The 22,975-nt window shown below is 73.4% G+C and carries 16 protein-coding genes; 9 read left to right on the forward strand and 7 right to left on the reverse strand.

Annotated features, from left to right (window positions below):
• Window positions 1-112 precede the first annotated feature (112 nt).
• Window positions 113-808 carry an NADPH-dependent F420 reductase gene (gene npdG, locus ACTVAJ_RS07885; protein ID WP_470387407.1) on the forward strand — a complete coding sequence of 232 codons (696 nt, stop codon included), beginning with the start codon at window positions 113-115 and terminating at the stop codon, window positions 806-808.
• A 120-nt stretch (window positions 809-928) separates the two neighbouring features.
• Here npdG and ACTVAJ_RS07890 read toward each other — a convergent pair whose 3' ends face one another.
• Together ACTVAJ_RS07890 and panB are read right to left on the reverse strand one after the other, a co-directional pair.
• On the reverse strand, window positions 929-1,969 hold the full coding sequence (locus ACTVAJ_RS07890) for an LLM class F420-dependent oxidoreductase (RefSeq protein WP_470387408.1): 1,041 nt from the start codon (window positions 1,967-1,969) through the stop codon (window positions 929-931).
• 189 nt (window positions 1,970-2,158) lie between these two features.
• Entirely contained in the window at window positions 2,159-3,013 is an 855-nt protein-coding gene (gene panB / locus ACTVAJ_RS07895; RefSeq protein ID WP_470387409.1) for a 3-methyl-2-oxobutanoate hydroxymethyltransferase, read from the reverse strand.
• 273 nt (window positions 3,014-3,286) lie between these two features.
• Between panB and ACTVAJ_RS07900 the strand changes: the two genes are divergently transcribed.
• The 4 genes from ACTVAJ_RS07900 to ACTVAJ_RS07915 all read left to right on the forward strand — a co-directional run bounded on the left by ACTVAJ_RS07900 (window position 3,287) and on the right by ACTVAJ_RS07915 (window position 9,761).
• Window positions 3,287-4,897 carry an MFS transporter gene (locus ACTVAJ_RS07900; protein ID WP_470387410.1) on the forward strand — a complete coding sequence of 537 codons (1,611 nt, stop codon included), beginning with the start codon at window positions 3,287-3,289 and terminating at the stop codon, window positions 4,895-4,897.
• Window positions 4,898-4,958: 61 nt separating this feature from the next.
• Complete coding sequence (locus ACTVAJ_RS07905; RefSeq protein WP_470387411.1) at window positions 4,959-5,405, forward strand: RrF2 family transcriptional regulator; 447 nt, start codon at window positions 4,959-4,961, stop codon at window positions 5,403-5,405.
• Between the two features lie 118 nt (window positions 5,406-5,523).
• Window positions 5,524-6,711 (forward strand): globin domain-containing protein, encoded by a 1,188-nt coding sequence (locus ACTVAJ_RS07910; RefSeq protein WP_470387412.1) that lies wholly within the window; start codon window positions 5,524-5,526, stop codon window positions 6,709-6,711.
• 92 nt (window positions 6,712-6,803) lie between these two features.
• Window positions 6,804-9,761, forward strand: a complete 2,958-nt coding sequence (locus ACTVAJ_RS07915; RefSeq protein WP_470387413.1) for a helix-turn-helix transcriptional regulator — start codon at window positions 6,804-6,806, stop codon at window positions 9,759-9,761.
• Window positions 9,762-9,795: 34 nt separating this feature from the next.
• Here ACTVAJ_RS07915 and ACTVAJ_RS07920 read toward each other — a convergent pair whose 3' ends face one another.
• Together ACTVAJ_RS07920 and glnA are read right to left on the reverse strand one after the other, a co-directional pair.
• The gene (locus tag ACTVAJ_RS07920) at window positions 9,796-10,047 is read right to left on the reverse strand and encodes a metal-sensitive transcriptional regulator (protein WP_470387455.1); all 252 of its coding nucleotides are present in this window, start codon (window positions 10,045-10,047) and stop codon (window positions 9,796-9,798) included.
• Window positions 10,048-10,209: 162 nt separating this feature from the next.
• Window positions 10,210-11,571, reverse strand: coding sequence for a type I glutamate--ammonia ligase (gene glnA / locus ACTVAJ_RS07925; RefSeq protein WP_470387414.1), 1,362 nt, complete (start codon window positions 11,569-11,571; stop codon window positions 10,210-10,212).
• Window positions 11,572-11,797: 226 nt separating this feature from the next.
• On the opposite strand from glnA, the gene ACTVAJ_RS07930 reads away from it, so the two are divergent.
• The 3 genes from ACTVAJ_RS07930 (at window position 11,798) to ACTVAJ_RS07940 (ending at window position 15,245) form a co-directional block, all read left to right on the forward strand.
• Window positions 11,798-13,585, forward strand: a complete 1,788-nt coding sequence (locus tag ACTVAJ_RS07930) for an NAD+ synthase (protein WP_470387415.1) — start codon at window positions 11,798-11,800, stop codon at window positions 13,583-13,585.
• 131 nt (window positions 13,586-13,716) lie between these two features.
• The gene (locus ACTVAJ_RS07935) at window positions 13,717-14,307 is read left to right on the forward strand and encodes an RNA polymerase sigma factor (protein WP_470387416.1); all 591 of its coding nucleotides are present in this window, start codon (window positions 13,717-13,719) and stop codon (window positions 14,305-14,307) included.
• The gene (locus ACTVAJ_RS07940; RefSeq protein WP_470387417.1) at window positions 14,307-15,245 is read left to right on the forward strand and encodes a hypothetical protein; all 939 of its coding nucleotides are present in this window, start codon (window positions 14,307-14,309) and stop codon (window positions 15,243-15,245) included. The genes ACTVAJ_RS07935 and ACTVAJ_RS07940 overlap by 1 nt, the downstream gene beginning before the upstream one ends.
• 77 nt (window positions 15,246-15,322) lie before the next feature.
• On the opposite strand, the gene ACTVAJ_RS07945 is transcribed toward ACTVAJ_RS07940, so the two are convergent.
• The 3 genes from ACTVAJ_RS07945 to ACTVAJ_RS07955 form a co-directional block, all read right to left on the reverse strand.
• A complete protein-coding gene (locus ACTVAJ_RS07945) occupies window positions 15,323-18,331 on the reverse strand; it encodes a helix-turn-helix transcriptional regulator (RefSeq protein WP_470387418.1) in 3,009 nt (1,002 codons plus the stop codon).
• A 211-nt stretch (window positions 18,332-18,542) separates the two neighbouring features.
• Window positions 18,543-21,608 (reverse strand): ATP-binding protein, encoded by a 3,066-nt coding sequence (locus ACTVAJ_RS07950; protein ID WP_470387419.1) that lies wholly within the window; start codon window positions 21,606-21,608, stop codon window positions 18,543-18,545.
• A gap of 201 nt (window positions 21,609-21,809) precedes the next feature.
• On the reverse strand, window positions 21,810-21,998 hold the full coding sequence (locus ACTVAJ_RS07955; RefSeq protein ID WP_470387420.1) for a hypothetical protein: 189 nt from the start codon (window positions 21,996-21,998) through the stop codon (window positions 21,810-21,812).
• Window positions 21,999-22,268: 270 nt separating this feature from the next.
• On the opposite strand from ACTVAJ_RS07955, the gene ACTVAJ_RS07960 reads away from it, so the two are divergent.
• Window positions 22,269-22,895 (forward strand): hypothetical protein, encoded by a 627-nt coding sequence (locus ACTVAJ_RS07960; protein WP_470387421.1) that lies wholly within the window; start codon window positions 22,269-22,271, stop codon window positions 22,893-22,895.
• Window positions 22,896-22,975 lie beyond the last annotated feature (80 nt).

Below are 22,975 nucleotides of genomic sequence, written 5' to 3' on the forward strand. Positions count from 1 at the left end.
CCTCCTCTGGCAGGATCGGCGCTTGCCCCCTCCGAAGGGGGAGGCGCCGTCGCGGTGCGCACCGCGACGTCCGTAGCGCCGTCACCGACCGCCTCGTCCGGGAGGAAGCCTGATGACCGAACCGACCACGCCCGAGGGCGTCGACATCGCGGGTAGGAGGATCGCCGTCCTCGGGGGGACGGGCGACCAGGGCCGGGGGCTGGCGCGCCGGTTCGCCCTGGCCGGGCACAGCGTCCTCATCGGTTCCCGCAGTGCCGAGCGCGCCGCGGCCGCCGCCGCCGAACTGGTCGCGGCCGAGAAGGCCGAGATCGACGTCCGGGGCCTGTCCAACGCCGAGGCGGCCGCCGCCGGTGACATCGTCATCGTCGCCGTGCCCTGGGACGGACACCGCGATCTGCTCGTGGGCCTGGCCGACACCCTGGCGGGCAAGATCGTCGTGGACTGCGTGAACCCGCTCGGGTTCGACAAACGCGGCCCCTTCGCCCTCGACGTCCCCGAGGGCAGCGCCGCCCAGCAGGCCGCCGAGGTGCTGCCGGACAGCCGCGTGACCGCCGCCTTCCACCATGTCTCCGCCGTGGTCCTGCTCGACCCGGACGTGGACACGGTCGACCTCGACGTCCTGGTGCTGGGCGAGGACCGGGCGGCCACCGACGAGGTGCGCGCCCTGGCCGAGCGCATTCCCGGGGTGCGCGGGGTGTTCGGCGGCAGGCTCCGCAACGCCCACCAGGTCGAGGCGCTCACCGCGAACCTCATCGCGGTCAACCGCCGCTACAAGACCCACGCGGGGATCCGGATCACGGGGCTGTGAGGGACGCCCCGTTCGGGGCGGTGGCCGGTCCGCCCGGACCGGCCACCCACCGCGGGCCGGGGCCGTCGGCCGGGACCGGGACGCGTACGGTCGGGAGCCCGGGGGACGGGGCCCGGCAGGTCAGGACACCCAGCCCCTGAGTTTCTCGACGAGCGCGACCGGGTCCCCGCCCACCGGGGTGACGTTGAGCCGGGTCACACCCGCCGCCCGGAACGCCTCCACGCGCTCGCGCACGTAGGACTCCGGGCCGACCAGGTTGGTCAGTTCGACGAACTCGTCGGGCACCGCCGCCGCGGCCTCGTCCTTGCGGCCCTCCAGGTACAGGTCCTGGATGGTCTCCGCGGCCTCCTCGTAGCCGTACCGGCGGGCCAGGGTGTTGTAGAAGTTCCTGCCCTTGGCGCCCATCCCGCCCACGTACAGCGCGATCATCGGGCGGACCAGGTCGAGCAGCCGCTTGGTGTCCTCACCCTCGCCGACGGCCAGCAGGCCGCCGGCGGAGATCTCCAGCTCGCCCAGGGCGGGGTCGCGCCGGGCCCTCCCCTTGGCGAGGGCCTCACCCCAGACGGAGGCGGCCTTCTCCGGGACGAACAGGTGGGGGAGCCACCCGTCGGCGATCTCCGCGGTCATCTGGACGTTCTTCTCGCCCAGCGCGGCGACGTAGACGGGGATGTCGGGGCGTACGGGGTGGTTGATGATCTTGAGCGGCTTGCCCAGCCCGGTGCCCTGGTCCGCGGGCAGCGGGAGCTGGAAGACCGCACCGTCGTGGGTGAGGCGCTCCTCCCGGGCCCAGATCCTCCGACAGATCTCGATCGTCTCGCGGGTGCGCGCCAGGGGCTTGGTGTAGGGGACGCCGTGCCAGCCCTCGATCACCTGCGGGCCGCTGGCTCCCAGGCCCAGGATCGCGCGTCCGCCGGAGAGGTCGTCCAGTCCGGCGGCCGTCATGGCCACCAGACTCGGGGTCCGGGTGTACAGGGGCAGGATGGCGGAGCCGATCGACACCGTCTCGGTGCGGGCGGCGATGTAGCCCATCAGGGTGGGGCTGTCGAACCCGTAGGCCTCGGCCACCCACACGGTGTCCAGACCGACCTTCTCCAGTTCGACCACCTGCTCCACCGCGGCCTTGGGTTCTCCCGCGTACTGGAGCGGCATCGAGATGCGCATCTGTCCTCCCCGGCGGGCCGGTCCCGGCCCGTGTCGGTGCTGGGTACGCAGCGACTGTACTACCGAATGCCGTTCGGAAAGTAGCCTGCCGCACACTCCGGGGCGGAGCGGCCCGCCCCGGACGCGGCACCGCCGGCCGGGGCGGGCGCCCCGACCGGCGGCGTCGGACCGGGTCGGACCCGGTTCCGGTCAGCTCGCGTAGGAGTGGCGCTCCTCGGGGAAGGCGCCGCCGACGACCTCGTCCGCGAAGTCGGACGCGGCCTCGCGCAGGGTCTCGGCGAGGTTGGCGTAGGTCTTGACGAACTTGGCCACCTTGGGGCTGAGCCCGGCCATGTCCTGCCACACCAGCACCTGGGCGTCCGTGGACGCACCCGCGCCGATACCGATGGTCGGGATGCTCAGCTGCTCGGTGACCTGGGCGGCCAGGTCGGCGGGGACGCACTCCAGCACGACGGAGAACGCGCCCGCGCGCTCCAGCTCCTTGGCGTCCTTGAGCAGCCCGGCGGCGGCCTCCCCGCGTCCCTGGACCCGGTAACCGCCGAGGGTGTTCACCGACTGCGGGGTCAGGCCGATGTGGCCCATCACCGGGATTCCGGCGGACACGAGGAGTTCCACCTGGTGGGCCACCGTGTGGCCGCCCTCCAGCTTCACCGCCTGGGCGTGGCCCTCCTTCATGAAGCGGGTCGCCGCCTCCAGGGCCTGCTGGGGTGAGGCCTGGTAGGCGCCGAAGGGCAGGTCGCCCACCACCATGGCCCGCCGGGTGGAGCGGGACACGGCCGCGGTCAGCGGCACCAGTTCGTCCATGGTCACCGGCAGCGTGGTGTCGTAGCCGTAGACGACGTTGGCGGCGGAGTCGCCGACGAGCAGGACGGGGATCCCCGCCTCGTCGAAGATCCGGGAGGTGAGGGCGTCGTAGGCGGTCAGCATCGGCCAGCGCTCGCCGCGCTCCTTGGCCGCTGCCAGGTCGCGGACGGTGACGCGTCGGCTGGTGACCCCGCCGTACAGGCTCTTCCCGTCGGAGGGGGTCTTGGTCGAGGTGGTCATGAGTGTCTTCCTCCGTTGTCTCGAAGCACCGTGTGGTGTCCCCGGACGTGTGGATGAGATCGTCCCGCGCGTGCGCGCGAGGAGGCCCCTCGGGGCCGGTCGGTCCCGGGCGGGACCGTGCGTGTGCGGGACGGGGAGCCGTACCGCCGTGTTCCGGAGGTCGGCCGGTACCGCACGCCAGCATCATCGCATGCCGCTGTTGCGCCGCATTCCTCGGGATACAACCGGTTGGCGTCGTGGGATCATTCCCTGGAACCCTGGTACGGAGGTGGGATGTTGGACTCGCGGACGGCGTACCGGCGCAGGTGGGGCGCGCTCGCCGTGCTCGTCATCTGCCTGTTGGTGATCGTTGCCGACAACACGATCCTCAACGTCGCACTGCGCACGCTGTCGGACCCCGAGGCCGGGGTGGGCGCGAGCCAGGCCGAGCTGGCGTGGGCGATCAACTCCTACACGCTGGTGTTCGCCGGCCTGCTGTTCACCTTCGGTGTGCTGGGGGACCGGTGGGGACGGCGCCGCCTGCTGGTGTTCGGACTGGTGGTGTTCGGTGCCTCCTCGGCCGCCTCGGCCTACTCGGGCTCTCCCGAACAGCTCATCCTCGCCCGCGCGGCCATGGGGCTCGGCGCGTCCATGGTGATGCCCCAGACGCTGTCGATCATCACCAACGTGTTCCCGCCCGAGCAACGCGGCCGCGCGATCGGGATCTGGGCGGGGTCGGTGGGTCTGGCCCTGGCGATCGGACCGACGGCGGGCGGCCTGCTGCTCGTGAACTTCTGGTGGGGGTCGGTCTTCCTCATCAACGTGCCGTTCGTCCTGCTGGGGCTCGCCCTGGTGTTCTTCCTCATCCCGGAGTCGCGGGACCCCGACCCCGGGCGGCCGGACGTGCTGGGCGTGCTGCTGTCCGTGCCGGGACTGGTCCTGCTCATCTACGGCATCATCGCCGCGGGGGAGCGGGCGTCGCTGGCGGACTGGGACGTGTACGGCTCGCTCGTCGCGGGCGCGGCCCTGGTCGCGGTCTTCCTCCTGCACGAGTCGCGCACCCCCGACCCGTCGCTGGACGTCCGCTTCTTCCGGGAGCCCCGGTTCAGCGTCGCCATCGCCGTCATCGCGGTGCTGTTCTTCAGCATGGCCGGGATCATCTTCTTCCTGAGCTTCTACTGGCAGAGCGTGCGCGAGTTCACGCCGTTCGTCGCCGGGATGCTGGTGCTGCCCTCGGCCGCGGCGCAGATGATCATGGCGCCGCTCAGCCCCACGCTCGTGCGCCGGGTGGGGCCGCGCAGGGTCGCGGCCGTGGGCGTCCTGGTGGCCTGCGGAAGCTTCCTGTTCTTCAGCCGGCTCGACCAGGACACCCCGGTCCCGCTCATCCTGGTGGTCTTCTTCCTCCAGGCCGCGGCGATGGCGAGTGTGCTGACCCCCGCCACGGACGCGATCATGTCCGCGGTTCCGCCGGAGCGGGCCGGTGCCGCCTCGGCGGTGCAGAACACGGTCCGCCAGATCGCCACCGCCCTGGGGGTGGCGGTGCTGGGCGCGGTGATCTCCACCCGCTACCGCGCGCAGGTCGGCCCGGCTCTGGACGCGTTCGCCGAGGGGGAGGGAGCCTCGCGGGTGGGCTCCGAGGAGCTGCTCGCGGCGGGTGAGTCGATCGAGGGCACCCTCGCGGTGGCCCGGCGTGTCGGAGAGGACGGCCGCGGACTCGTGGCCCCGGCGAAGGAGGCGTTCATGTCGGGGCTGCACCTGGCCGCCCTCATCTCCCTGGCGATCGGCCTGCTCGGCCTGGTGGTCGTGCTCATCTGGATGCCGCGCGAGGCGGGGCGGCACGGGTCCGCCCCCGGCCGTGAGGCCGTGGCGGGCGGCGGTGGCCGGGACGGGGAGGCCGCGGGCTGATCCCGGAGCGGGTCGGGACCGGACGGAGCCGGCCGGGGCCGGGCACGGCTACCGTGGGGGCATGCGACTGACCGCCTTCACCGACGTCTCCCTGCGGCTGGTCATGCGGCTCGCGGTGGCGGGGGAGGGCGAGCTCCTCACCACGCGGACCGCCGCGGGCATGCTCGCCGTGCCCTACACCCACATGGCCAAGGCCGTGGCCCGCCTGTCCGAGATGGGGCTGGTGGAGGCGCGCCGGGGGCGGGGCGGCGGCCTGCTGCTGACCGACCGGGGGCGCCGTGCGTCGGTGGGGGCGATCGTCCGGGAGCTGGAGGGGGACGGGGACCTCGCGGGCTGTGAGGACGACCCGCCGTGCCCGCTGCGGGCGGCGTGCCGCCTGCGCGTCGCGCTGAGCCGGGCGCGTGAGGCCTTCTACGCCTCCCTGGACGCGGTGACCGTGGAGTCCCTGGTGACGCAGCCGACCCACGACGTACTGACGCTGTTGCGGGAGCCGGAAAAGCCGCTCTGAACTGCTGATACGTCCTTTGGTGCACCCCGGTGGGGGGTGCTCCCCCGACGGGTTTAATATGCATTTCAGATACCAATTATCTGTCCCGGGGCACCCTTCCCCGGGTGAGGGAGGAAGCATGCTCTCCACCGAGTCGGCGGCGACGGTGCGGGCCACGATCCCGGCCGTGGCCGGGGCGCTGGACGCCATCACCGCCCGCTTCTACGAGACGATGCTCAGCGAGCGGTCCGAACTCCTCGACGGTCTGTTCAACCGGGGCAACCAGGCCTCCGGCGAACAGCGCCGTGCACTGGCCGGCTCCGTGGCCGCCTTCGCCACCGCGCTGCTGGAGAACCCGGACGAGCGGCCGGACGCCCTGCTCTCCCGCATCGCGCACAAGCACGTCTCCCTCGGCGTCACCGAGGACCAGTACGTGATCGTGCACAAGTACCTCTTCGCCGCCATCGCCGAGGTCCTCGGTGAGGCCGCCACCCCCGACGTGGTCGCCGCCTGGGACGAGGTCTACTGGCTGATGGCGGGAGCCCTCATCGCCCTGGAGGCCCGCCTGTACGCACAGGGCGGCCACACCGGAGGGGACGTCTGGCGTTCCTGGCGCGTGGTCGAGCGCCGCGAACAGACCCCCGACACGGTCTCCCTCACCCTCGAACCCGAGGGCGACGAACCCGCCCCGGAGTTCCGCCCCGGCCAGTACGTGAGCGTGCGGGTGCGGATGCCCGACGGCGTCCGCCAGGCGCGCCAGTACTCCCTGACCGGGGCGGACGGGCGCCGCCGCCGCGTCACCGTCAGGCGGCTGCGCGCGGTGGACGGCCCCGACGGGGAGGTCTCCACGTTCCTGCACGACACCGTCCGCGTCGGAGACGCGCTGGAGGTGTCCGCCCCCGCCGGAGACGTCACACTCGGCGCCGGGGACCGGCCGGTCGTGCTGGCCTCCGCCGGGATCGGCTGCACCCCCATGCTGGCGATGCTGCACCACCTCGCGGAACGGGGCGGTGAGCGCCGACTGCTCGTCCTGCACGCCGACCGCTCGCCGGGGGACCACGCGCACCGCGAGGAGACGGAGGGCCTCCTCGCCCGCATCCCCGGCGCGGAGCACCACGTGTGGTACGAGACCGGCGGGCAGGGAGAGGCGCACCAGGGGCGCATGGACCTGGACGGGATCGCCCTTCCCGAGGGCTGTGAGGTCTACCTGTGCGGTCCGCTGCCGTTCATGCGGGACGTGCGCGCGCGGATGCTCGCGGCCGGTGTCCCGGCCCGGGACGTCCACTACGAGGTGTTCGGCCCCGACCTGTGGCTGGGTACCGACTGACGGCCGAGTCCTCCCGGAGGCGGCCGGACACCGGTTCGCCTCCGGGCAGAACGCCGTACCACCGGTCGGGCACACCCGACATACTGGACGGCATGCTGGAGCACGACCCGACCTCCCCCCTCGTGGGACGCGACGACCACCTCGCCCGGCTCGCGCGCGACGCGCACCGCGCACGCGAGGACGGCGCCCGCGCCGTGCTGCTTTACGGCGACGCCGGGGCCGGCAAGACCCGGCTCATCGACGAGTACCTGCGCGATGCCCCGCTGGCCCGCACCGCCGTGGGCGGATGCCTCGAACTGGGCACGGACGGCGTCCCGTTCGCCCCGTTCACGACGCTGATCCGCCACCTCGCCCGCGAGGAGGGCGCCCCGCCCTCCGCCGCGCACACCCGCGAGCTGTCCCGGTTGGTCCCCGAACTGGGCGCCCGCCCCGATCCCGCCGACGAGAGCCGCGCCCGCCTCTTCGAGTCCGTGCTCACCTTCCTGGAGGAGCGGGCCGAACCGGGCGGCCTCACCGTGGTCGTCGAGGACCTGCACTGGTCCGACGCCTCCACCCGGGACCTGCTCGTCTTCCTCCTGCGCAACCTGGGAGCGGTCCCCCTCCAGCTGCTGGTGAGCGTGCGCACCGACGACCTGCACCGCACCCACCCCCTGCGCCGTCTGCTCCCCGAACTCCAGCGCCTGCCCCGGGTCGGGCGGCTCGACGTCGGCCCCCTCACCCGCGACGAGGTCGCCGCCCAGGCGGCCGGTCTGCGCGGCCACGCGCTCGCCCCCGGCGACGTCGACCTGCTCTACGAACGCAGCGGCGGCAACCCGCTCTTCGTCGAGTCCCTCCTGGCCAATCCCGACCCGGTCGGGGGCGGTCTCCCGGACGGGCCCCGGGACCTGCTCCTGGCCAGGGTCGAGGCGCTGCCCGACGCCACGCGCCGCCTGCTCGGCCTGGCCGCCGCGGCGGGCGAACACGTCGACCACGCGCTCCTGGCCGCGGTGGCGCGGCGCGCGGGCACCGGCGAGGAGGAGCTGGAGAAGGCCCTGCGGCACGCCGTCGACGCCCAAGTGCTCCGCGCCACCGGGACCGGGTACGCGTTCCGGCACGCCCTGCTCGCCGAGGCCGTCCACACCGACCTGATGCCCGGCGAGCGCGTCCGCGCCCACCGCCGCTACGCCGAGGCGCTCGAACGGAGCGTCCCGGGCCTCTCCGCGGCGGAACGGGCGATCCAGCTCGCCCACCACGCCCACGAGGCGCGCGACCAGCCGCTGGCGCTCACCTCGGCCTGGCGGGCCGCCGACCACGCGGCCGACGCCGCCGCCTACCCCGAACACCTGGCGCTGCTCGAACGCGTCCTGGAGCTGTGGGACCGGGTCCCCGACGCCGCCGAGCGCGTCGGCCAGCCGCGGGGCGAGGTCCTGCGACGGGCCGCCGAGGTGTCCCTCGTCGCCGGTTCGCTGCGCCGCGCCGTCGCCCACGCCACCGACGGCCTGCGCGAACTCGGGGTCGAGGGCTACCACGACCCGCAAGGGTCGCGTCCGGCCGATGGGGAACTCATCGGCGGGCTCCGGCACGCCCGTGCCAAGGCCCTGAAGGAACTGGGCCGGGACGGCGCACTGGAGGACCTGGCCGACGCGTTCATCGTCCTGCCGGAGGGGCACCCGGAACGCGGCGCGGTCGGGGCCACCCTCGCCGCCACGCTGATGATGCGCGGCCACCCCGACCAGGCCAGGATCACCGCGACCCGGGTACTCAACGCGGCACGCGAGCTGGGGGACCGGCGCAGTGAGGCGGACGCGCTGATCACCCTGGGCTGTCTCGCGGACGTCGGTGACGGCGAGACCGGCCTGCATCTGCTGGACGAGGGTGTCGCGCTCGCCCGCGAGCACGGGTTCGTCATGGTCGAGCTGCGCGGACTGGTCAACCGCGGCGGTGTCCTCAAACACCTGGGGCGGATGGAGGACGCCCTGGCCAACGCTGCGGAGGGGCTGCGGCGCTGCGCCGAGGCCGGGTTGACGCGTACGCAGAGCGGGCCGTTCCTCGCCGCGATGGCGGTGCTCCGCCTGGCCCAGGGGCGGCTGGACGAGGTGGAGCCGTTCCTCGAACGGATCACCGGTGACTCCCTCATCCAGGCCAGGGCGCTGACCGTGGTGATGGAGCTCGCCCTCGTCCGGTGGGACGTGGACCGACTGCGCTCGGCCATGGCCGAGTTCCGACGGCTGCTGCCCGAGGAGAGCAGTTCGCCCACCGAGTACCTGCCGATCCACTTCTCCCTGATGCGGCTCGCCCTCCACGAGGGCCGACCCGCGGAGGCGTTCCACCTCGCGCGGAGGCTCCTGCTGGATCGGATGATGGGCGACCCGTGGCGTTTGCCCGACGATCTGTACGCGGCCTTCCTCCCCGACGTCGCGGAGATCTCGGTCGCTCTCGCCGAGGATCCGGACCTGCGGGAGGAGGTGCGGGACCTCACCGCGGAGCTGCGGCGGGCCCTGGACACGTTTCGGGGGCAGAGCGGTCACCCCGGTCGCCGACTGGCCGCAGGGTACCTGGCGGGGCTGGTCGAGGAGGCCCCCGAGGAGGCCCTGGCATCCTGCGAGGAGGCGCTCGGCCTGGCCCGGGCCCAGGGGCGGACGGTGCTCCACACCGAGCTCCTGCTGGTGGCGGCGAGGGCCGCTCTGCGCGCCGGTGATCGCGACCGGGCCGCCGCCCACCTCGCCGGTGCGGACGAGACGGCGGCGCGGCACGGCCTCACCCTCCTCGGCCGTCAGGCCGCCCGGCTGCGGATGCGTCACGGGCTGGCGGACGGGGCGCCGCGAGCTCTGGAGGCCGCTGAGGGGGCCACCGCGGCACCCTCGGCGCAGACCCCGCCCGCCGGACTCACCCGGCGTGAGGCCGAGGTGCTCGCGGAGGTCGCCAAGGGCCGCACCAACCGGGAGATCGGCGCGGCCCTGCACATCTCCGCCAAGACGGTGAGTGTGCACCTGACCAACCTCATGGCCAAGCTCGGGGTGTCCAACCGCAACGCGGCCGCCGTGCGCGCCCGCGACCTCGGTGTCGGCTGACCAGCGGACACCGGCCGGCGATCGTTCCCGCCGGTCAGGCCAGGGCCAGGAAGAGCTTCTCCAGCTCCTCCTCGGTCATGGGCGGCTCCTCACCGCGCTCACGTGCGGTGTTGCAGTGGCGCATGCCCGTGGCCACGATCTTGAAGCCGGCCCGGTCCAGCGCCTTGGACACCGCGGCGAGCTGCTGGAGGACGTCCACGCAGTCCTCGCCCTCCTCGATCATCGAGATCACACCGCTCAGCTGCCCCTGCGCGCGGCGCAGTCGGATGAGGGCGTCCCTGAGCATCTCCGGTCTGAGTTCCACCTGTGACCACCTCCGTCGGCCACAACATACCCCTACCCGTACCTGTTTCCGGTCAGGGGCCCGCGAGGAGGAGCGTGTCGTTGCCCGGACACGACGGGGCCCGCGGTCCGTCGGACCGCGGGCCCCGCCACCGGGTCCGTGCGCTCAGAGCGTCGGCAGGTACCGCTGGAGCTCGTAGGGCGTCACCTGGCGGCGGTAGGAGTTCCACTCCGCCTTCTTGTTGCGCAGGAAGAAGTCGAAGACGTGCTCGCCCAGCGTCTCGGCGACCAGCTCGCTGTTCTCCATGATGCGCAGGGCCTCGTCCAGGCTCTGCGGCAGCGGGCGGATGCCCAGGGCGCGGCGCTCGGCGTCGGTCAGCGCCCACACGTCGTCCTCGGCGCCGGGGGGAAGCTCGTAGCCCTCCTCGATCCCCTTCAGACCGGCGGCCAGGATCACCGCGTAGGCCAGGTACGGGTTGCAGGCGGTGTCCATGGAGCGGATCTCGATCCGGCTGGAGTTGGACTTGCCCGGCTTGTACATCGGCACGCGCACCAGGGCGGACCGGTTGTTGTGGCCCCAGCAGATGTAGGCGGGCGCCTCACCGCCCGCGCCGGCGGAGGCGGCCGGGTCGTCCCACAGGCGCTTGTAGGAGTTCACCCACTGGTTGGTCACGGCGGTGATCTCGTCCGCGTGCCGCAGCAGGCCCGCGATGAAGCCGCGCCCCACCTTGGAGAGCTGGTACTCCGAGCCCGGCTCGTAGAAGGCGTTGCGGTCGCCCTCGAACAGGGACAGGTGCGTGTGCATGCCCGAGCCCGGGTACTCGGTGAACGGCTTGGGCATGAAGGTGGCGTACACGTCCTGCTCCATCGCCACCTCCTTCATCACGAGCCGGAAGGTCATGATGTTGTCGGCGGTGGTCAGCGCGTCGGCGTAGCGCAGGTCGATCTCCTGCTGGCCCGGGCCGCCCTCGTGGTGGCTGAACTCCACGGAGATGCCCATGGCCTCCAGCATGTTGATGGCGTTGCGCCGGAAGTCGTGCGCGCTGTTGTGCGGCGTGTGGTCGAAGTAGCCGCCCGAGTCGTTCGGCTCGGGGAACTCCCCGTGCTCGGGGAACTTCTTCAGCAGGTAGAACTCGATCTCGGGGTGGGTGTAGAAGGTGAACCCCAGGTCCGAGGCCTTGCCGAGCTGCCGCTTGAGCACGTGGCGCGGATCCGCCGAGGACGGCGACCCGTCCGGCATGAGGATGTCGCAGTACATGCGGGCGGTGCCGTGCGGCTCGTTGCGCCAGGGCAGGACCTGGAAGGTCGAGGGATCGGGCTGGGCGAGCATGTCCGCCTCGTACACGCGGGCGAAGCCCTCGATCGCCGATCCGTCGAAGCCGATGCCCTCGGTGAAGGCCGCCTCCAGTTCGGCGGGTGCCACGGCCACGGACTTGAGGTACCCGAGCACGTCGGTGAACCACAGCCTCACGAACCGGATGTCGCGCTCCTCCAACGTGCGGAGCACGAATTCCTGCTGTCGATTCACGATCAACCTTCCTCGATGCCGGTCAGTCCCGCTTCCGGTCCGCCGACGGCGGAGCCAAGCCGGACACAGTGTCCCAGACCCAGTCTGCCGTGCGCATATTTCCGGGGTATTTCCGCACGCGGCGCCGGGGTCGTGCCCTCCGACCCCCACATCCGCATTATGACCGGTCCGACCCCCGGGGAACCGTCCTCCACAGGCGTAACACGAGACGGCTACCCTCGAAGACGTGGCACAGCTGAGAATCGCACTCGCCCAGGTCAATCCCACGGTCGGTGACCTGGCGGGGAACCGCCGCCTGGTCGTGTCGGCCGCCCGGCGGGCCGCCGACGAGGGCGCCCACCTGGTGGCCCTGCCCGAGATGGTCGTCACCGGCTACCCGGTCGAGGACCTGGCACTGCGCAACTCCTTCGTGTCCGCCTCCGTCCGCGCCACCCGGGAACTCGCCGCCGACCTGGACCGCGCCGGCCTGGGCGACCTCCCGGTGGTGGTGGGCCACCTCTCCCGCAGGGAGGGCCCCTCACCCACCGGGTTCGCGCCGCACGGCGGACTGCCCGCCGGCGCCCCCCAGAACGCCGTCGCCGTCCTGCACGGGGGCCGGGCCGTGCTCACCTCCGCCAAGCACCACCTGCCCAACTACGGCGTCTTCGACGAGTTCCGCAACTTCGTGCCCGGAGACACCCTCCCCGTCCTGCGCGTCCACGGGGTCGACGTGGCCCTGGTCGTGTGCGAGGACCTGTGGCGGGAGGGCGGACCGGTCACGGCCGCCCGTGCCGCCCGGGCCGACCTCGTGGTCTCCCTCAACGGCTCCCCCTACGAACGGCACAAGGACGACCTGCGTCTGGAACTGTGCCAGCGCCGGGCACGGGAGACCGGTGCCGCGCTGGCCTACGTCAACATGGTCGGCGGCCAGGACGACCTCGTCTTCGAGGGCGACTCCCTGGTCGTGGACGCCGAGGGGGAACTCCTCGCGCGTGCCCCCCAGTTCGACGAGACCCTCCTGGTCGCCGACCTCGACCTGCCCGACCGGACCGCCCCCGGTGTGCCCGACGGCACCGAGGTCGACGGTCTGCGCGTGGTCCGCCGCACCCTCTCCGACGCGCCGGTCACGCCCTACCCGCCCCGGGAGAACACCGTCACCCCCCGGCCCGACCCGCTCTCGGACACCGGCGAGGTGTACCGCGCGCTGGTCGTGGGACTGCGCGACTACGTCGCCAAGAACGGGTTCGCCTCCGCCCTGGTCGCGGTCTCCGGCGGTATCGACTCCGCCCTCGTCGCGACCATCGCGGTCGACGCCCTGGGCGCCGACCGCGTCCACGGGCTCCTCCTGCCCAGCGAGCACTCCAGCGGGCACTCCGTCAGCGACGCCGAGGAGCTCGCCGGTCGGCAGGGGTTCGCCACCCGGACCGTGCCCATCGCGCCCGTGGTCACCGCCTTCGAGCGGGCGTCGGCGGACGCCGGCGCGCCGCTGGGCGGACTGGCCGCCGAGAACCTCCAGGCGCGCGTGCGCGGCACCCTGTTGATGAGCCTGTCCAACCAGGAGGGCCATCTGGTCCTGGCCACCAGCAACAAGAGCGAGTCCGCCACCGGCTACTCCACCCTCTACGGCGACTCCGTGGGCGGGTTCGCCCCGATCAAGGACTGCTGGAAGACGCTCGTGTGGGACCTCGCGCGCTGGCGCAACGCCGACGCCGGGCGCCGCGGCCAGGTCCCGCCGATCCCGGAGAACTCCATCACCAAGCCGCCCAGCGCGGAACTGCGCCCCGACCAGCTCGACAGCGACTCCCTGCCCGACTACGCGGTTCTGGACGCGGTTCTGGACGCCTACGTCGGCACCGACAAGGGGGAGGCCGAGCTGGTCTTCGCCGGGTACGACCCCGACCTGGTCCGCCGGGTCATCCGGCTCGTCGACCGTGCCGAGTACAAGCGCCGCCAGTCCGCGCCCGGGACCAAGATCAGTTCGCGCAACCTCAGCCGCGACCGCCGCCTGCCCATCACCAACCGCTGGACCGTCTGAGCCGTGGGTCCGCGGCCCCTGCGCCGCCTGCGCTGATTTCTCCGTTTCCCTCCCGTTGCCCGTAACGCCGCGCCGGGTCCGGACATGTGTGGGGTGAAGGACGCACCACCACCAACGAAAGAGGGGTCGCGTTGCCCCGACAGCACCCGGCGCGGTCCGGACACGAGGCCGTCAGACGGTTCGAGGAACTCTACGACGCCACGTTCGGTGACGTGCTCGGCTACCTGCTCCGCCGTACGGAGGACCCGGACCACGCCGCGGACCTCGTCGCCGACGTCTTCACCGCGGTGTGGGCGCGCATCGCCGACGTCCCACCGGGCGACCAGGCCCGGCCGTGGGTCTTCGGTGTGGCGCGCCACGTGCTCGCCAACCACCGGCGCGGCACCCGTCGGCGCAACGCGCTGGCCGCCCGGCTCAGAGTCCACCTGCGCGATGCGAACGTGCGGCCGCCCGAGGACCGCGACCAGGATCTCGGTGAGATCGGCAGGGTGTTCCGCTCCCTGCCGGAACGGGACCGGGAGATCCTCTCCCTGGCGGGATGGGAGCACCTGGACGCCGCCCAGATCGCGGTGGCCCTGGGATGCACACGGGGTACCGCCCGCGTGCGTCTGCACCGGGCGCGCGGCCGGTTCGCCCGTGCCCTGCGCAAGGCCGGGGTGGAACTCGGGGACCTCGACGCGGTGTCCCCTCCGCGAACCGTCACAGCGAAAGGAGCGGTGTGATGACCGACGACCGGATCGACCGAGCCGTGGCCAGGCTCCGCCCCCAGGTGGACGCGTCGTTCGACCCCGCGGCACCCGCCGCGCGGGAGTTGCGCTCGATGATCACCACCCACACACAGGAGGCCTCCGTGCCCGTGTCCCCACGAACCAGGCGACTGCTCATCGCCGCCCCGATCACCGCCGCCCTCGCGGCGGGCGCCGTCGCCACCACCGTCCTGCTCGCCCCCGCCGAGGACGGAACCGGGATCGGCCCGGCACCCGCGGAGGCGGCCGTCCTGGACATCAGCGTGACCGACGGGCTCGTCGTCGCCGAGGTCCTGGACCCGACCGCCGACGCCGAACGCTACGCCGCCGAGTTCGCCGAACACGGCCTCGACGTCGACCTGCGCTTCGTTCCCGCCTCACCCACCGTGGTGGGCAACCTGGTCTACCTCGACTCCGACGTCACCGGCGAGGGAACGGACGACCGCGACGTCGAGGTCGTCGAGTCCCCGGAGCAGTGCACCCCCCAGGGCGGGGGCTGCCCGGTCGGCGTGAGTATCCCGGAGGGCTACTCCGACCCGGTCGAGCTGGTCTTCGGCCGTGAACCCGAATCCGGGGAGCGGTACGACGCCACCAACTCGGCGACCGCCCCGGGCGAGGCCCTGGAGGGCGTCGACCTCACCGGCATGACCGTCGGGGACCTGCGCCGCGTCCTGGCCGACCGTGACCAGGAGGTCGCGGAGTACCGGCAGACCGTGTCCGTGCAGCCCTCGCCGTCCGAGGACGGCGACCCGGGGGTCGCCGACGCTGACGGTGGTCCGGTCCCGGCCGGGGAGAGCGGGGCCGGGCGGACCGACGTGGTCGACGGCGGCGAGGTCGGCGACGACTGGCTGGTCGAGGCCGTCATCCTCTGGGCGCCCGGTCAGGTCGCGGTGAACACCGTCGAGTCGGGCTGATCCGATCCGAACGGGGGCGGGTGCGCGCGCACGCACCCGCCCCCCCGTGCGTCGCCCCGTGGCCGACGACGGGCCGTTCAGACCAGGCCGAGCTCGCGGGCGCGCGCCCCGGCCGCGGCCCGGTTGGCCACCCCCAGCTTGCCCAGGATGTTGGACACGTGGACGCTCGCGGTCTTGGGGGTGATGAACAGCGCCTTCGCGATCTGCGCGTTGGTGCTCCCCACCGCCAGCATCCGGGCCACCTCCGTCTCCCGTGCGGTCAGCCCGGCCGGAGCGGCGGGCGGCGCCCCGCCCTCCGACAGGGACGCGCCCACCCTGCGCACCAGGTCGGCGGCGGCGCGTGCGAGCGGCCGGGCTCCGCACTCGACGGCCACGGCGTGCGCCTCGCGCACCCGCTCCACGGCCCAGGCGCGGTCACCGGCCCGGACGGCCGCCTCGGCCGCGTTCACCCGGGCCCGGGCCAGGTACAGCCGCATCTGGGTGCCCTCCCAGGCCGTCACGGCGGCCCGCCACGCCGCCAGCGCCTCCAGCGGGCCGGCCCCGTCGATCACCGCGAAGCGGGCCGTGCACGAGGCGGCGTAGGCCTCCTGTGCCGGACCGGTGACCGACATGGCGGCCGCGACCTCGCCCGCCAGCGCGCGCACCCGCCCGGCCCGTTCGGCGGTCTCCGGGGACCACCCCGGACCCAGTCCGAGCTGCGCGGCCTCGGCCATCACCTCCACCAACGGCCACGAGTACCCCGGGCCGGCCGCCAGGGCCACCTTCCCCAGCACCCGTTCGGAGAGTTCGAGGGCCTGGTCCACCGCCCCCTCCACCAGGTCCGTCTCCAGGTGGGCCAACGCCGACAGCTGGATCACGTTCATCCGCTGGGTGGCCAGGACGCGGTTCCGGTCCTGCGGCCTGGCCGCCTCCCGGGCCGCGGCCACGTCCCCCATGGCGGCGGCCGTCCTGGCCTCCACGGGCTGGATGTACCAGAGGTACTTGGCGGAGAGGTGGCCGTAGCGGGTGGTGCCGACGATCTCGCGGGCCCGGGCCAGATCACCGAGCTCGAAGTGGATCTCGGCCCGGTTCTGGTTGTTGAACGCGCTGTGCACCGACGCCCACCCGAGCGCGGCGTGCCGGGCGAGCGACTCCTCCAGCACCGCCAGGCCCTCGCGGTGCCGACCGAGCTCACGCAGGAAGTGGCCGAGGTTGCCCGTACCGCGGGCCTCCAGGGAGGGGTCGGCGACGGCCGCGGCCCGGCGGATGCCCTCCTCTATCATCGGCTGTCCCCGCTCGGCGTCCCCGTGGGACATCAGGAGCCCGCCCAGGGTGATCCGGGCGTCGATGGCGGCGCACGTGCCTTCGGACGACCCCGGGCGATCGGCGATCCGCAGGGCCGACCTGGCCAGTTCCTCCGCGGTCAGTCCGGCGTCGGCCAGGTCGGACAGCTGGCGCTGGTCCGGACCCGGTTCGAGGTCGACCCGGTAGAGCAGACTCTCCCGGGCCAGGATCGACAGGAGAAGTCCGTACCCCGGCATGTGCGGAGGGTGCAGTTCCAGTGCGCGGGCCAGGTCGAGAATGCCGCCGCCGTCGGAGTCGTGGGCACGCGACTGGCCGCGTCGGCGCAGGAGCACGGCCCGGACCATACGGGTGTGGTCGTCGTCATCGTGCGGCAGGACGGCCAGCGCCTCGTCGGTCAGTTCCCGGGCCCGGGCGTGGCGGTCCGCGCCCAGGGCGGCCCCCGCGGCCAGGCTCACGACCTCGGCCCAGGTGTGGCCCTGGACCCGCTCCTGGGCGTCCGGTACGCGTGCCCACAGGCTCAGGACGCGCTCCAGCATGGACAGCTCCTCGCTGTCGGCGAGGGCCTCCCCGGCCCGGACCGCCGCCCACCACGCCGCCTGGAGCGCACGCGGCAGCTCCTGGGCGGCCATGAAGTGGTGGGCCTGTTCGGCGGCGCGGCGGTCGGCGGGGACCGACTCGGGGTGGGCGTCGATGAGCTGGGCGAAGCGCAGGTGGAGCCGGGCGTGCGGGCCGGGCAGCAGTTCGCCGTGGACGGCGTCGCGCAGCAGGGCGTGCCGGAACCGGTAGCCGGTCCCGTGCACCCGGAGCAGGTTGGCGTCGACCAGCGCGTGCAGCGCGGTCTCCAGTTCGCGTTCGGACAGCTCGGCGGCGTGGTGGAGCATCTCGTGCCCGACGTCGCCGGAGACCGCGCCCACCGACGCGACCCGCAGAACCGACAGGGCGGTGTCGTCGAGCCGGTACAGCGGTTCCAGGAGCAGGTCGCGGAAGTGGTCCGGGACGCCGAGCCGGTCACCGGGGGAGCGGCCGTCCGCGCTGGCCAGGCTCTCGACGAAGAGCGGGAAGCCGTCGGTGCGGCGGTAGAGGTCGTCGAGTTCGCCCGGGGTGAGCTCCGCGCCGCGGATTCCCGCGGCCTGGCGGCCGACCTCGTCCCGGTTCAGCGGTTCCAGTTGGAGCCGGTGCACACCGGGAACCCGTTCGAGCTCGGGCAGGAGCCGCCGCAGCGGGTGCGTGCGGTGCAGGTCGTCGGACCGGTAGGTGACGACCAGCTGGATTCCGGGCTGGTCCAGGTTGCGGACCAGGAAGACGAGCAGGTCGCGGGTGGCGCCGTCGGACCAGTGCAGGTCCTCCAGGACCACGGTGACGCCGCCGTCCTGCGCCGCCCGGGTCAGCAGCCGCAGGATCTGCTCGAAGAGGATGCCCCGGTTCTCCCGCCGCTCCGCCGGGACCTCGCCCAGCTCCGGCAGCAGCCGCGAGAACTCGCCGACCCCGCCGGGGGCGGCCGCCTCGAACACCGCGCGTCCGCGTTCGCGGAGGAACTGGCGCAGCACCGCCGTGAACGGCGCGTAGGCCAGACCGTCGACGCCCAGTTGGAGGCAGCCGCCGACCAGGACCGTTCCCCCCGGACGGGTGGCGACGAACTCGCTGACCAGGCGGCTCTTGCCCACTCCGGCGTCACCACCGATCAGGACCACGCCAGGCGCCTCCTCGTGGGCTCGCCTGGCGTGCTCTCGGAGGAAGCGGAGGTGGTCCTCCCGGCCGACGAACGTGGCGCTGGTCTCTACGAGAAGGGGCATAGCACTCATTATGCCGTCGGACTCCCTGTTGGTCGGAGTTGTCCACAGGCCCGATCCCGCTGTCCTTCCAGCGCACGAGAGTCGCTCACGGGGGGACATCCGGGTCGGGCCCCGTTCCGGGCATCCCCGGTGACGGTGACCGCCGGTGCCTGGTTCCCCGGGGCCGCGTCAGCCCCGCCGCCACGGCACCCGCACGGCCCCGACCGCCGCGCGAACGGGATCAGACCAGGCCGAGTTCGCGGGCGCGCGCCCCGGCGGCGGTGCGGTTGGCCGCGCCGAGCTTGGCGAGGATGTTGGACACGTGCACACTCGCGGTCTTGGGTGTGATGGACAGCTCACGCGCGATCTCGGCGTTGGTGCCGCCCACGGCGAGCAGCCCGAGCACCTCGGTCTCCCGGGCGGTGAGTCCGGCCGGGGCGGTGGGTGGTGCCGCGTACCCGTCCAGCGGAGCCCCGGTCCGGTGCGCGAGTCCGACGGCGGACCGTGCCAGCGGCTCCGCGCCGCACTCGACGGCCGCCGAGTGCGCCTGTCCCACCCAGGTACGGGCGGTGGACCCGTCGCCAGCCGCCAGGGCGGCCCGCGCCGCCTCCAGCCGGGACCCGGCCAGGTGGAGCACCAAGGGTGTGCGCTCCCACCCGGCGACCGCCTCGCCCCACGACTCCAGGACCCGCCCGGGGGTCCCGGACGCCTCGGCCAACCGGGCGCGGACGGTCGACCGGGCGGCGTTCTGCACCGGCCCGTACACGGGCATGCCGGCCACCACGTCCTCCAGGCGGGCCCGGACGGGGTGGTCCGCGTCGCCGCCGCGTCGCCGGGCCGCCTCCGCCATGAGATCCAGCACCGTCCACCCGTAGCCGGGTGAGTAGGCCAGCGGCAACCGGTCGAGGACCTGGGCGGAGTAGTCCAGCGCGGTCGCGTCGTCGCCCTCGGCCAGGAGCAGGTCGAGCCAGGCGGTGACCGACTGCTGGGCCTGGTCCAGGCGTTCCATGCTCAGTACCGCAGCCCGGTCCACCCGGCCGATGCCCGACCGGGCCGCCGCCAGGTCGTCGTGCGCCGATCCGGAGCGTGCGGAGGCGAGGTCGCCCTGGGCGATCGCCGCGCGGTTCCGGGGCACCAGGAGGAACACCCGGTGCATGGGTGAGGCGCTGCGGTGCAGGGCCTCGTCCACGATGAGGCGGGTGCTGTCGAGGTGCCCGAGCTCGAAGTGGATCTCGGCGCGGTTCTGGTGTATGAAGCTGCTGTGCACACCGCTGCGCCCCCAGGCACGGTGCTCGCTGAGCAGCCCGTCCAGGAGTTCGAGCCCCTCCCGGTGCTCTCCCTGCTCCCGGAGGAAGTGGGCGAGGTTGTTGACGCCGCGCGCCTCCATGGCGGTGTCGCCGATCTCCCGGGAGACCCGGATGGACCGTTCGATGACCGCCCGTCCCTCCCGCACGTCGTCCCGGCTCATCCGGACGGAACCCAGGGTCACCAGCGCACCCGCTTCGGCGGAGCGGTCGCCGGTCCGCTCGGCCACGTCGAGCGCCCGTTGGGCCAGCTCCGCGGAGGAGACCCCCAGATGCAGCTGCTCCTGCGGCCGGAACATGGTCTCCCGGGCCAGGATGGACAGCATCACGCCGTACCCGGGCATGTGCGGCGGGTGGATGCGCAGGGCCTCCGCGAGGTCCTCGACCGCCCCCCGGTCCACGCAGTGGGTCCGGGCCTGGCCGCGGCAGCGGAGCAGGACCGCGCGGACCATCCGGATGTGGTCGTCGTCCGATCCGGGCAGGGCGGCCAGGGCCTCCTCGCACAGCTCCCACGCCCGGCGCGGCCGACCGGCGGCCAGCGCGGTCAGGGCCGCGGACGAGAGGACCTCCTCCCGGCAGCGGCCCCCGGCGCGCCGGGCCGCGTCGGGAACCTGGTCCCACAGGCCCAGGACACGTTCCAGCATCGTGAGCTGTTCCGCGTGGGCGAGGGACTCCCCGGCCCGTTCGGCGGCCGACCACGCGGCCTGGAGTGCCCGGGGCAGGTCGTGCGCGGCCTGGTAGTGGTGGGCCTGTTCGGCGGCGCGGCGGTCGGCGGGGACCGACTCGGGGTGGGCGTCGATGAGCTGGGCGAAGCGCAGGTGGAGCCGTGCGCGCTGGCCGGGCAGCAGACCGTCGTGCACCGCCTCCCGCAGGAGGGCGTGCCGGAACCGGTAGCCGGTCCCGTGCACCCGGAGCAGGTTGGCGTCGACCAGACTGTGCAGGGCGTCCTCGACCTCGGTCTCCGCGAGGCCGCAGGCGCGGACCAGGGTAGGGTGGCCGATCTCCCCGGAGACCGCGCCGACCGAGGCCACGCGCAGCACCGCGACCGCCGTCCCGTCCAGTCCGTGCAGGGCGGCCAGCAGGAGTTCACGGAAGTGGTCGGGCACGGTGTCGGAGCCGCCGAACGCGGGCTCCGCGCCGGAGGCGGCCAGCGCCTCGACGAAGAGCGGGATGCCGTCGCTGCGTTCGTACAGGTGGTCCAGGCGTGTGGAGGTCAGCGCGGTCCCGGTGATGGCGGTCACCTGCGCGGCCACCTCATCCCTGGTGAGCGGGGCCAGCTCCAGGCGGGTGACCTCGGGCAGCCGTTCCAGCTCCGGTAGGAGTCGGCGCAGGGGGTGCGTGCGGTGCAGGTCGTCCGACCGGTAGGTGGCGATGATCTGTACGCCCGGGAGGTCGAGGTTGCGGACGAGGTACACCAGAAGGTCCCGGGTGGCGCCGTCGGCCCAGTGCAGGTCCTCCAGCACCAGTGTGGTCCCGCGTTCCCCGGCGACCCGTTGGACCAGGCGCAGCACCTGCTCGAAGAGGATGCCGCGCGCCTCCTGCCGACCCTCCGGCGGATCGCCGAGCTCGGGCAGGAGCCGGGACAGCTCACCGGCACCGCCCGGGAACGACTCCTCGACGATGGTCCGGCCGTGTTCGCGGAGGAACTGGCGCAGAAGCGCGGTGAAGGGCGCGTAGGCGAGGCCGTCCACGCCCAGTTGGAGGCAGCCGCCGACGAAGACGCTTGCGGAGGGGCGGTTGCGCGCGAACTCGGCGACCAGACGTGTCTTGCCCACCCCGGCGTCCCCGCCGACGAGCACGGTTCCCGACGACTCCGACCACGACCGCTCGGCGTGTTCCGCCAGGAACCGGAGCTGCCGGTCCCTTCCGATGACGACGGGACTGGTTCCGGCCTGGTTGGACATGTCGCCCATTATGCCCAGCAGGGGGTGAACGTCCTGCCCGGCCTCTCCCGCCGTGCCCGTACCGGAGCCGGACACGGTGTCGCCCCCGAACGCGGACACGGTGTTCTCCTTCCCGCCCGGACACGGTGGTCGGTTCGTCGGGTGCTCAGTGCACGCGGGGACACCGCGTTTGGCGCGGGGTCCCCGCCCCCGAAACGGGGCCGCGCGGATCGGCGTGCCCGGTACCGGGGACGGGCCAGGCACACCGGTTGCCCGCCGGGCCGCGGGCTCCGGCCGTTGTCCGTCCCGGCCGGTCGGAGCTCACGCCGCCCGGCCGAAGCGGCCCCGACGCCTCCCCCCGTTCGCGGGACGTGCCCGGTCACGTTCCTCCCGGCGTCTGGCCCGTTCCTCGGCACGGGCCTGACGGGCGGCGCGCAGGTGTTCGACCTCGCGCAGCCGTTCCTTGGTCATGGCCTGTGCGTGCGCGGTCATGAGTTCGTTGTGGAACACGGTGGTCCTCCCCGTCGCGGCGGAACCCCGTGTCCCGCCGTCCGCAACCAACGATCGTTCTAAGACCCGGCCGTGCGCATGGGGAGGAATCCCAGTCTTGGCCGCCTCATCGGGGACGGACCGCTCAGCGGTGCCTAAGACCCCGGCCGGAACGGCTAAGAACGAGGACGGCGACACAGGTCGCCGTACGGGTGTGTCACCCCCTGCGCCCGACGGGTGGCTCGTAGTTGTCTTGTGCCGACGGGGAGTGTGAGACCGAGGGGAGAGGCCATGAGGCGGGCCGCGTGGGGAATCCGGTGGGCCACGGTGGTCGCGGTGTCGGCGGTCACGGGAGCGGCGGGGGCGGCGGGGGCGGTGCCGGGGCGGGCCGAAGGGGAGGCCGCGGGTGCGGGGGGCGAGCCCGCCGCGGCCTCCCCTTCGGCGACGGTCGGCCTGGTGCTGGCCGCCGAGGACCGCACCCCCGTGCCGGGGGAGGAGGCGGTGTTCCGCGCGACCGTGGCCAACGGCGGGGAAACCCCCGTGGAGGGCGCCCTGCTCGCCCAACACGTGCCTGAGGAGCTGGCGATCGTGGAGACGGGCGGCGGGTTTCTCGAAGGGGGCGTCGTGAACTGGCGGGTCGACGTGCCCCGCGGGGAGGAGGCCGGGTTCACGCTGCGGGTCCGGGTGCCCGCGGGGGCCGTCGCGGGGGACCGCCTGAGGAGTACGGCGTGCCTGCTGGTCGACCGCGACGCCGACCCGACGTCGTGCGCGAGCGACACACTGGTGGTGGGCGAGCCGACCGTGATGTCCAGAGTGGACGCGTTCGTGGGCGCCGGTTCCGTGCGGGTGGCCGGGGCGGTGCTCGGCCTGGCGCTGGTCTGGCTGCTCTGGCGTGCGCGCGGGGCGTCGAGCCCCTGAGGGGAGGGGCGCGCGGTGCCTGCGGACATCCGGAGTATCGTTACGTCGGTGTGTCATGAAAAAGCACGTGAAAACTACAC

The organism is Nocardiopsis sp. KDC1DS13DA1 (assembly GCF_055632325.1).

What these genes read in the sequence shown, in the direction of transcription:
- npdG (WP_470387407.1), top strand. Translation starts at nt 113, where the DNA reads ATGACCGAACCGACCACGCCCGAGGGCGTCGACATCGCGGGTAGGAGG.
- ACTVAJ_RS07890 (WP_470387408.1), bottom strand. Translation starts at nt 1,969, where the DNA reads ATGCGCATCTCGATGCCGCTCCAGTACGCGGGAGAACCCAAGGCCGCG.
- panB (WP_470387409.1), bottom strand. Translation starts at nt 3,013, where the DNA reads ATGACCACCTCGACCAAGACCCCCTCCGACGGGAAGAGCCTGTACGGC.
- ACTVAJ_RS07900 (WP_470387410.1), top strand. Translation starts at nt 3,287, where the DNA reads ATGTTGGACTCGCGGACGGCGTACCGGCGCAGGTGGGGCGCGCTCGCC.
- ACTVAJ_RS07905 (WP_470387411.1), top strand. Translation starts at nt 4,959, where the DNA reads ATGCGACTGACCGCCTTCACCGACGTCTCCCTGCGGCTGGTCATGCGG.
- ACTVAJ_RS07910 (WP_470387412.1), top strand. Translation starts at nt 5,524, where the DNA reads ATGCTCTCCACCGAGTCGGCGGCGACGGTGCGGGCCACGATCCCGGCC.
- ACTVAJ_RS07915 (WP_470387413.1), top strand. Translation starts at nt 6,804, where the DNA reads ATGCTGGAGCACGACCCGACCTCCCCCCTCGTGGGACGCGACGACCAC.
- ACTVAJ_RS07920 (WP_470387455.1), bottom strand. Translation starts at nt 10,047, where the DNA reads ATGCTCAGGGACGCCCTCATCCGACTGCGCCGCGCGCAGGGGCAGCTG.
- ACTVAJ_RS07940 (WP_470387417.1), top strand. Translation starts at nt 14,307, where the DNA reads ATGACCGACGACCGGATCGACCGAGCCGTGGCCAGGCTCCGCCCCCAG.
- ACTVAJ_RS07945 (WP_470387418.1), bottom strand. Translation starts at nt 18,331, where the DNA reads ATGAGTGCTATGCCCCTTCTCGTAGAGACCAGCGCCACGTTCGTCGGC.
- ACTVAJ_RS07960 (WP_470387421.1), top strand. Translation starts at nt 22,269, where the DNA reads ATGAGGCGGGCCGCGTGGGGAATCCGGTGGGCCACGGTGGTCGCGGTG.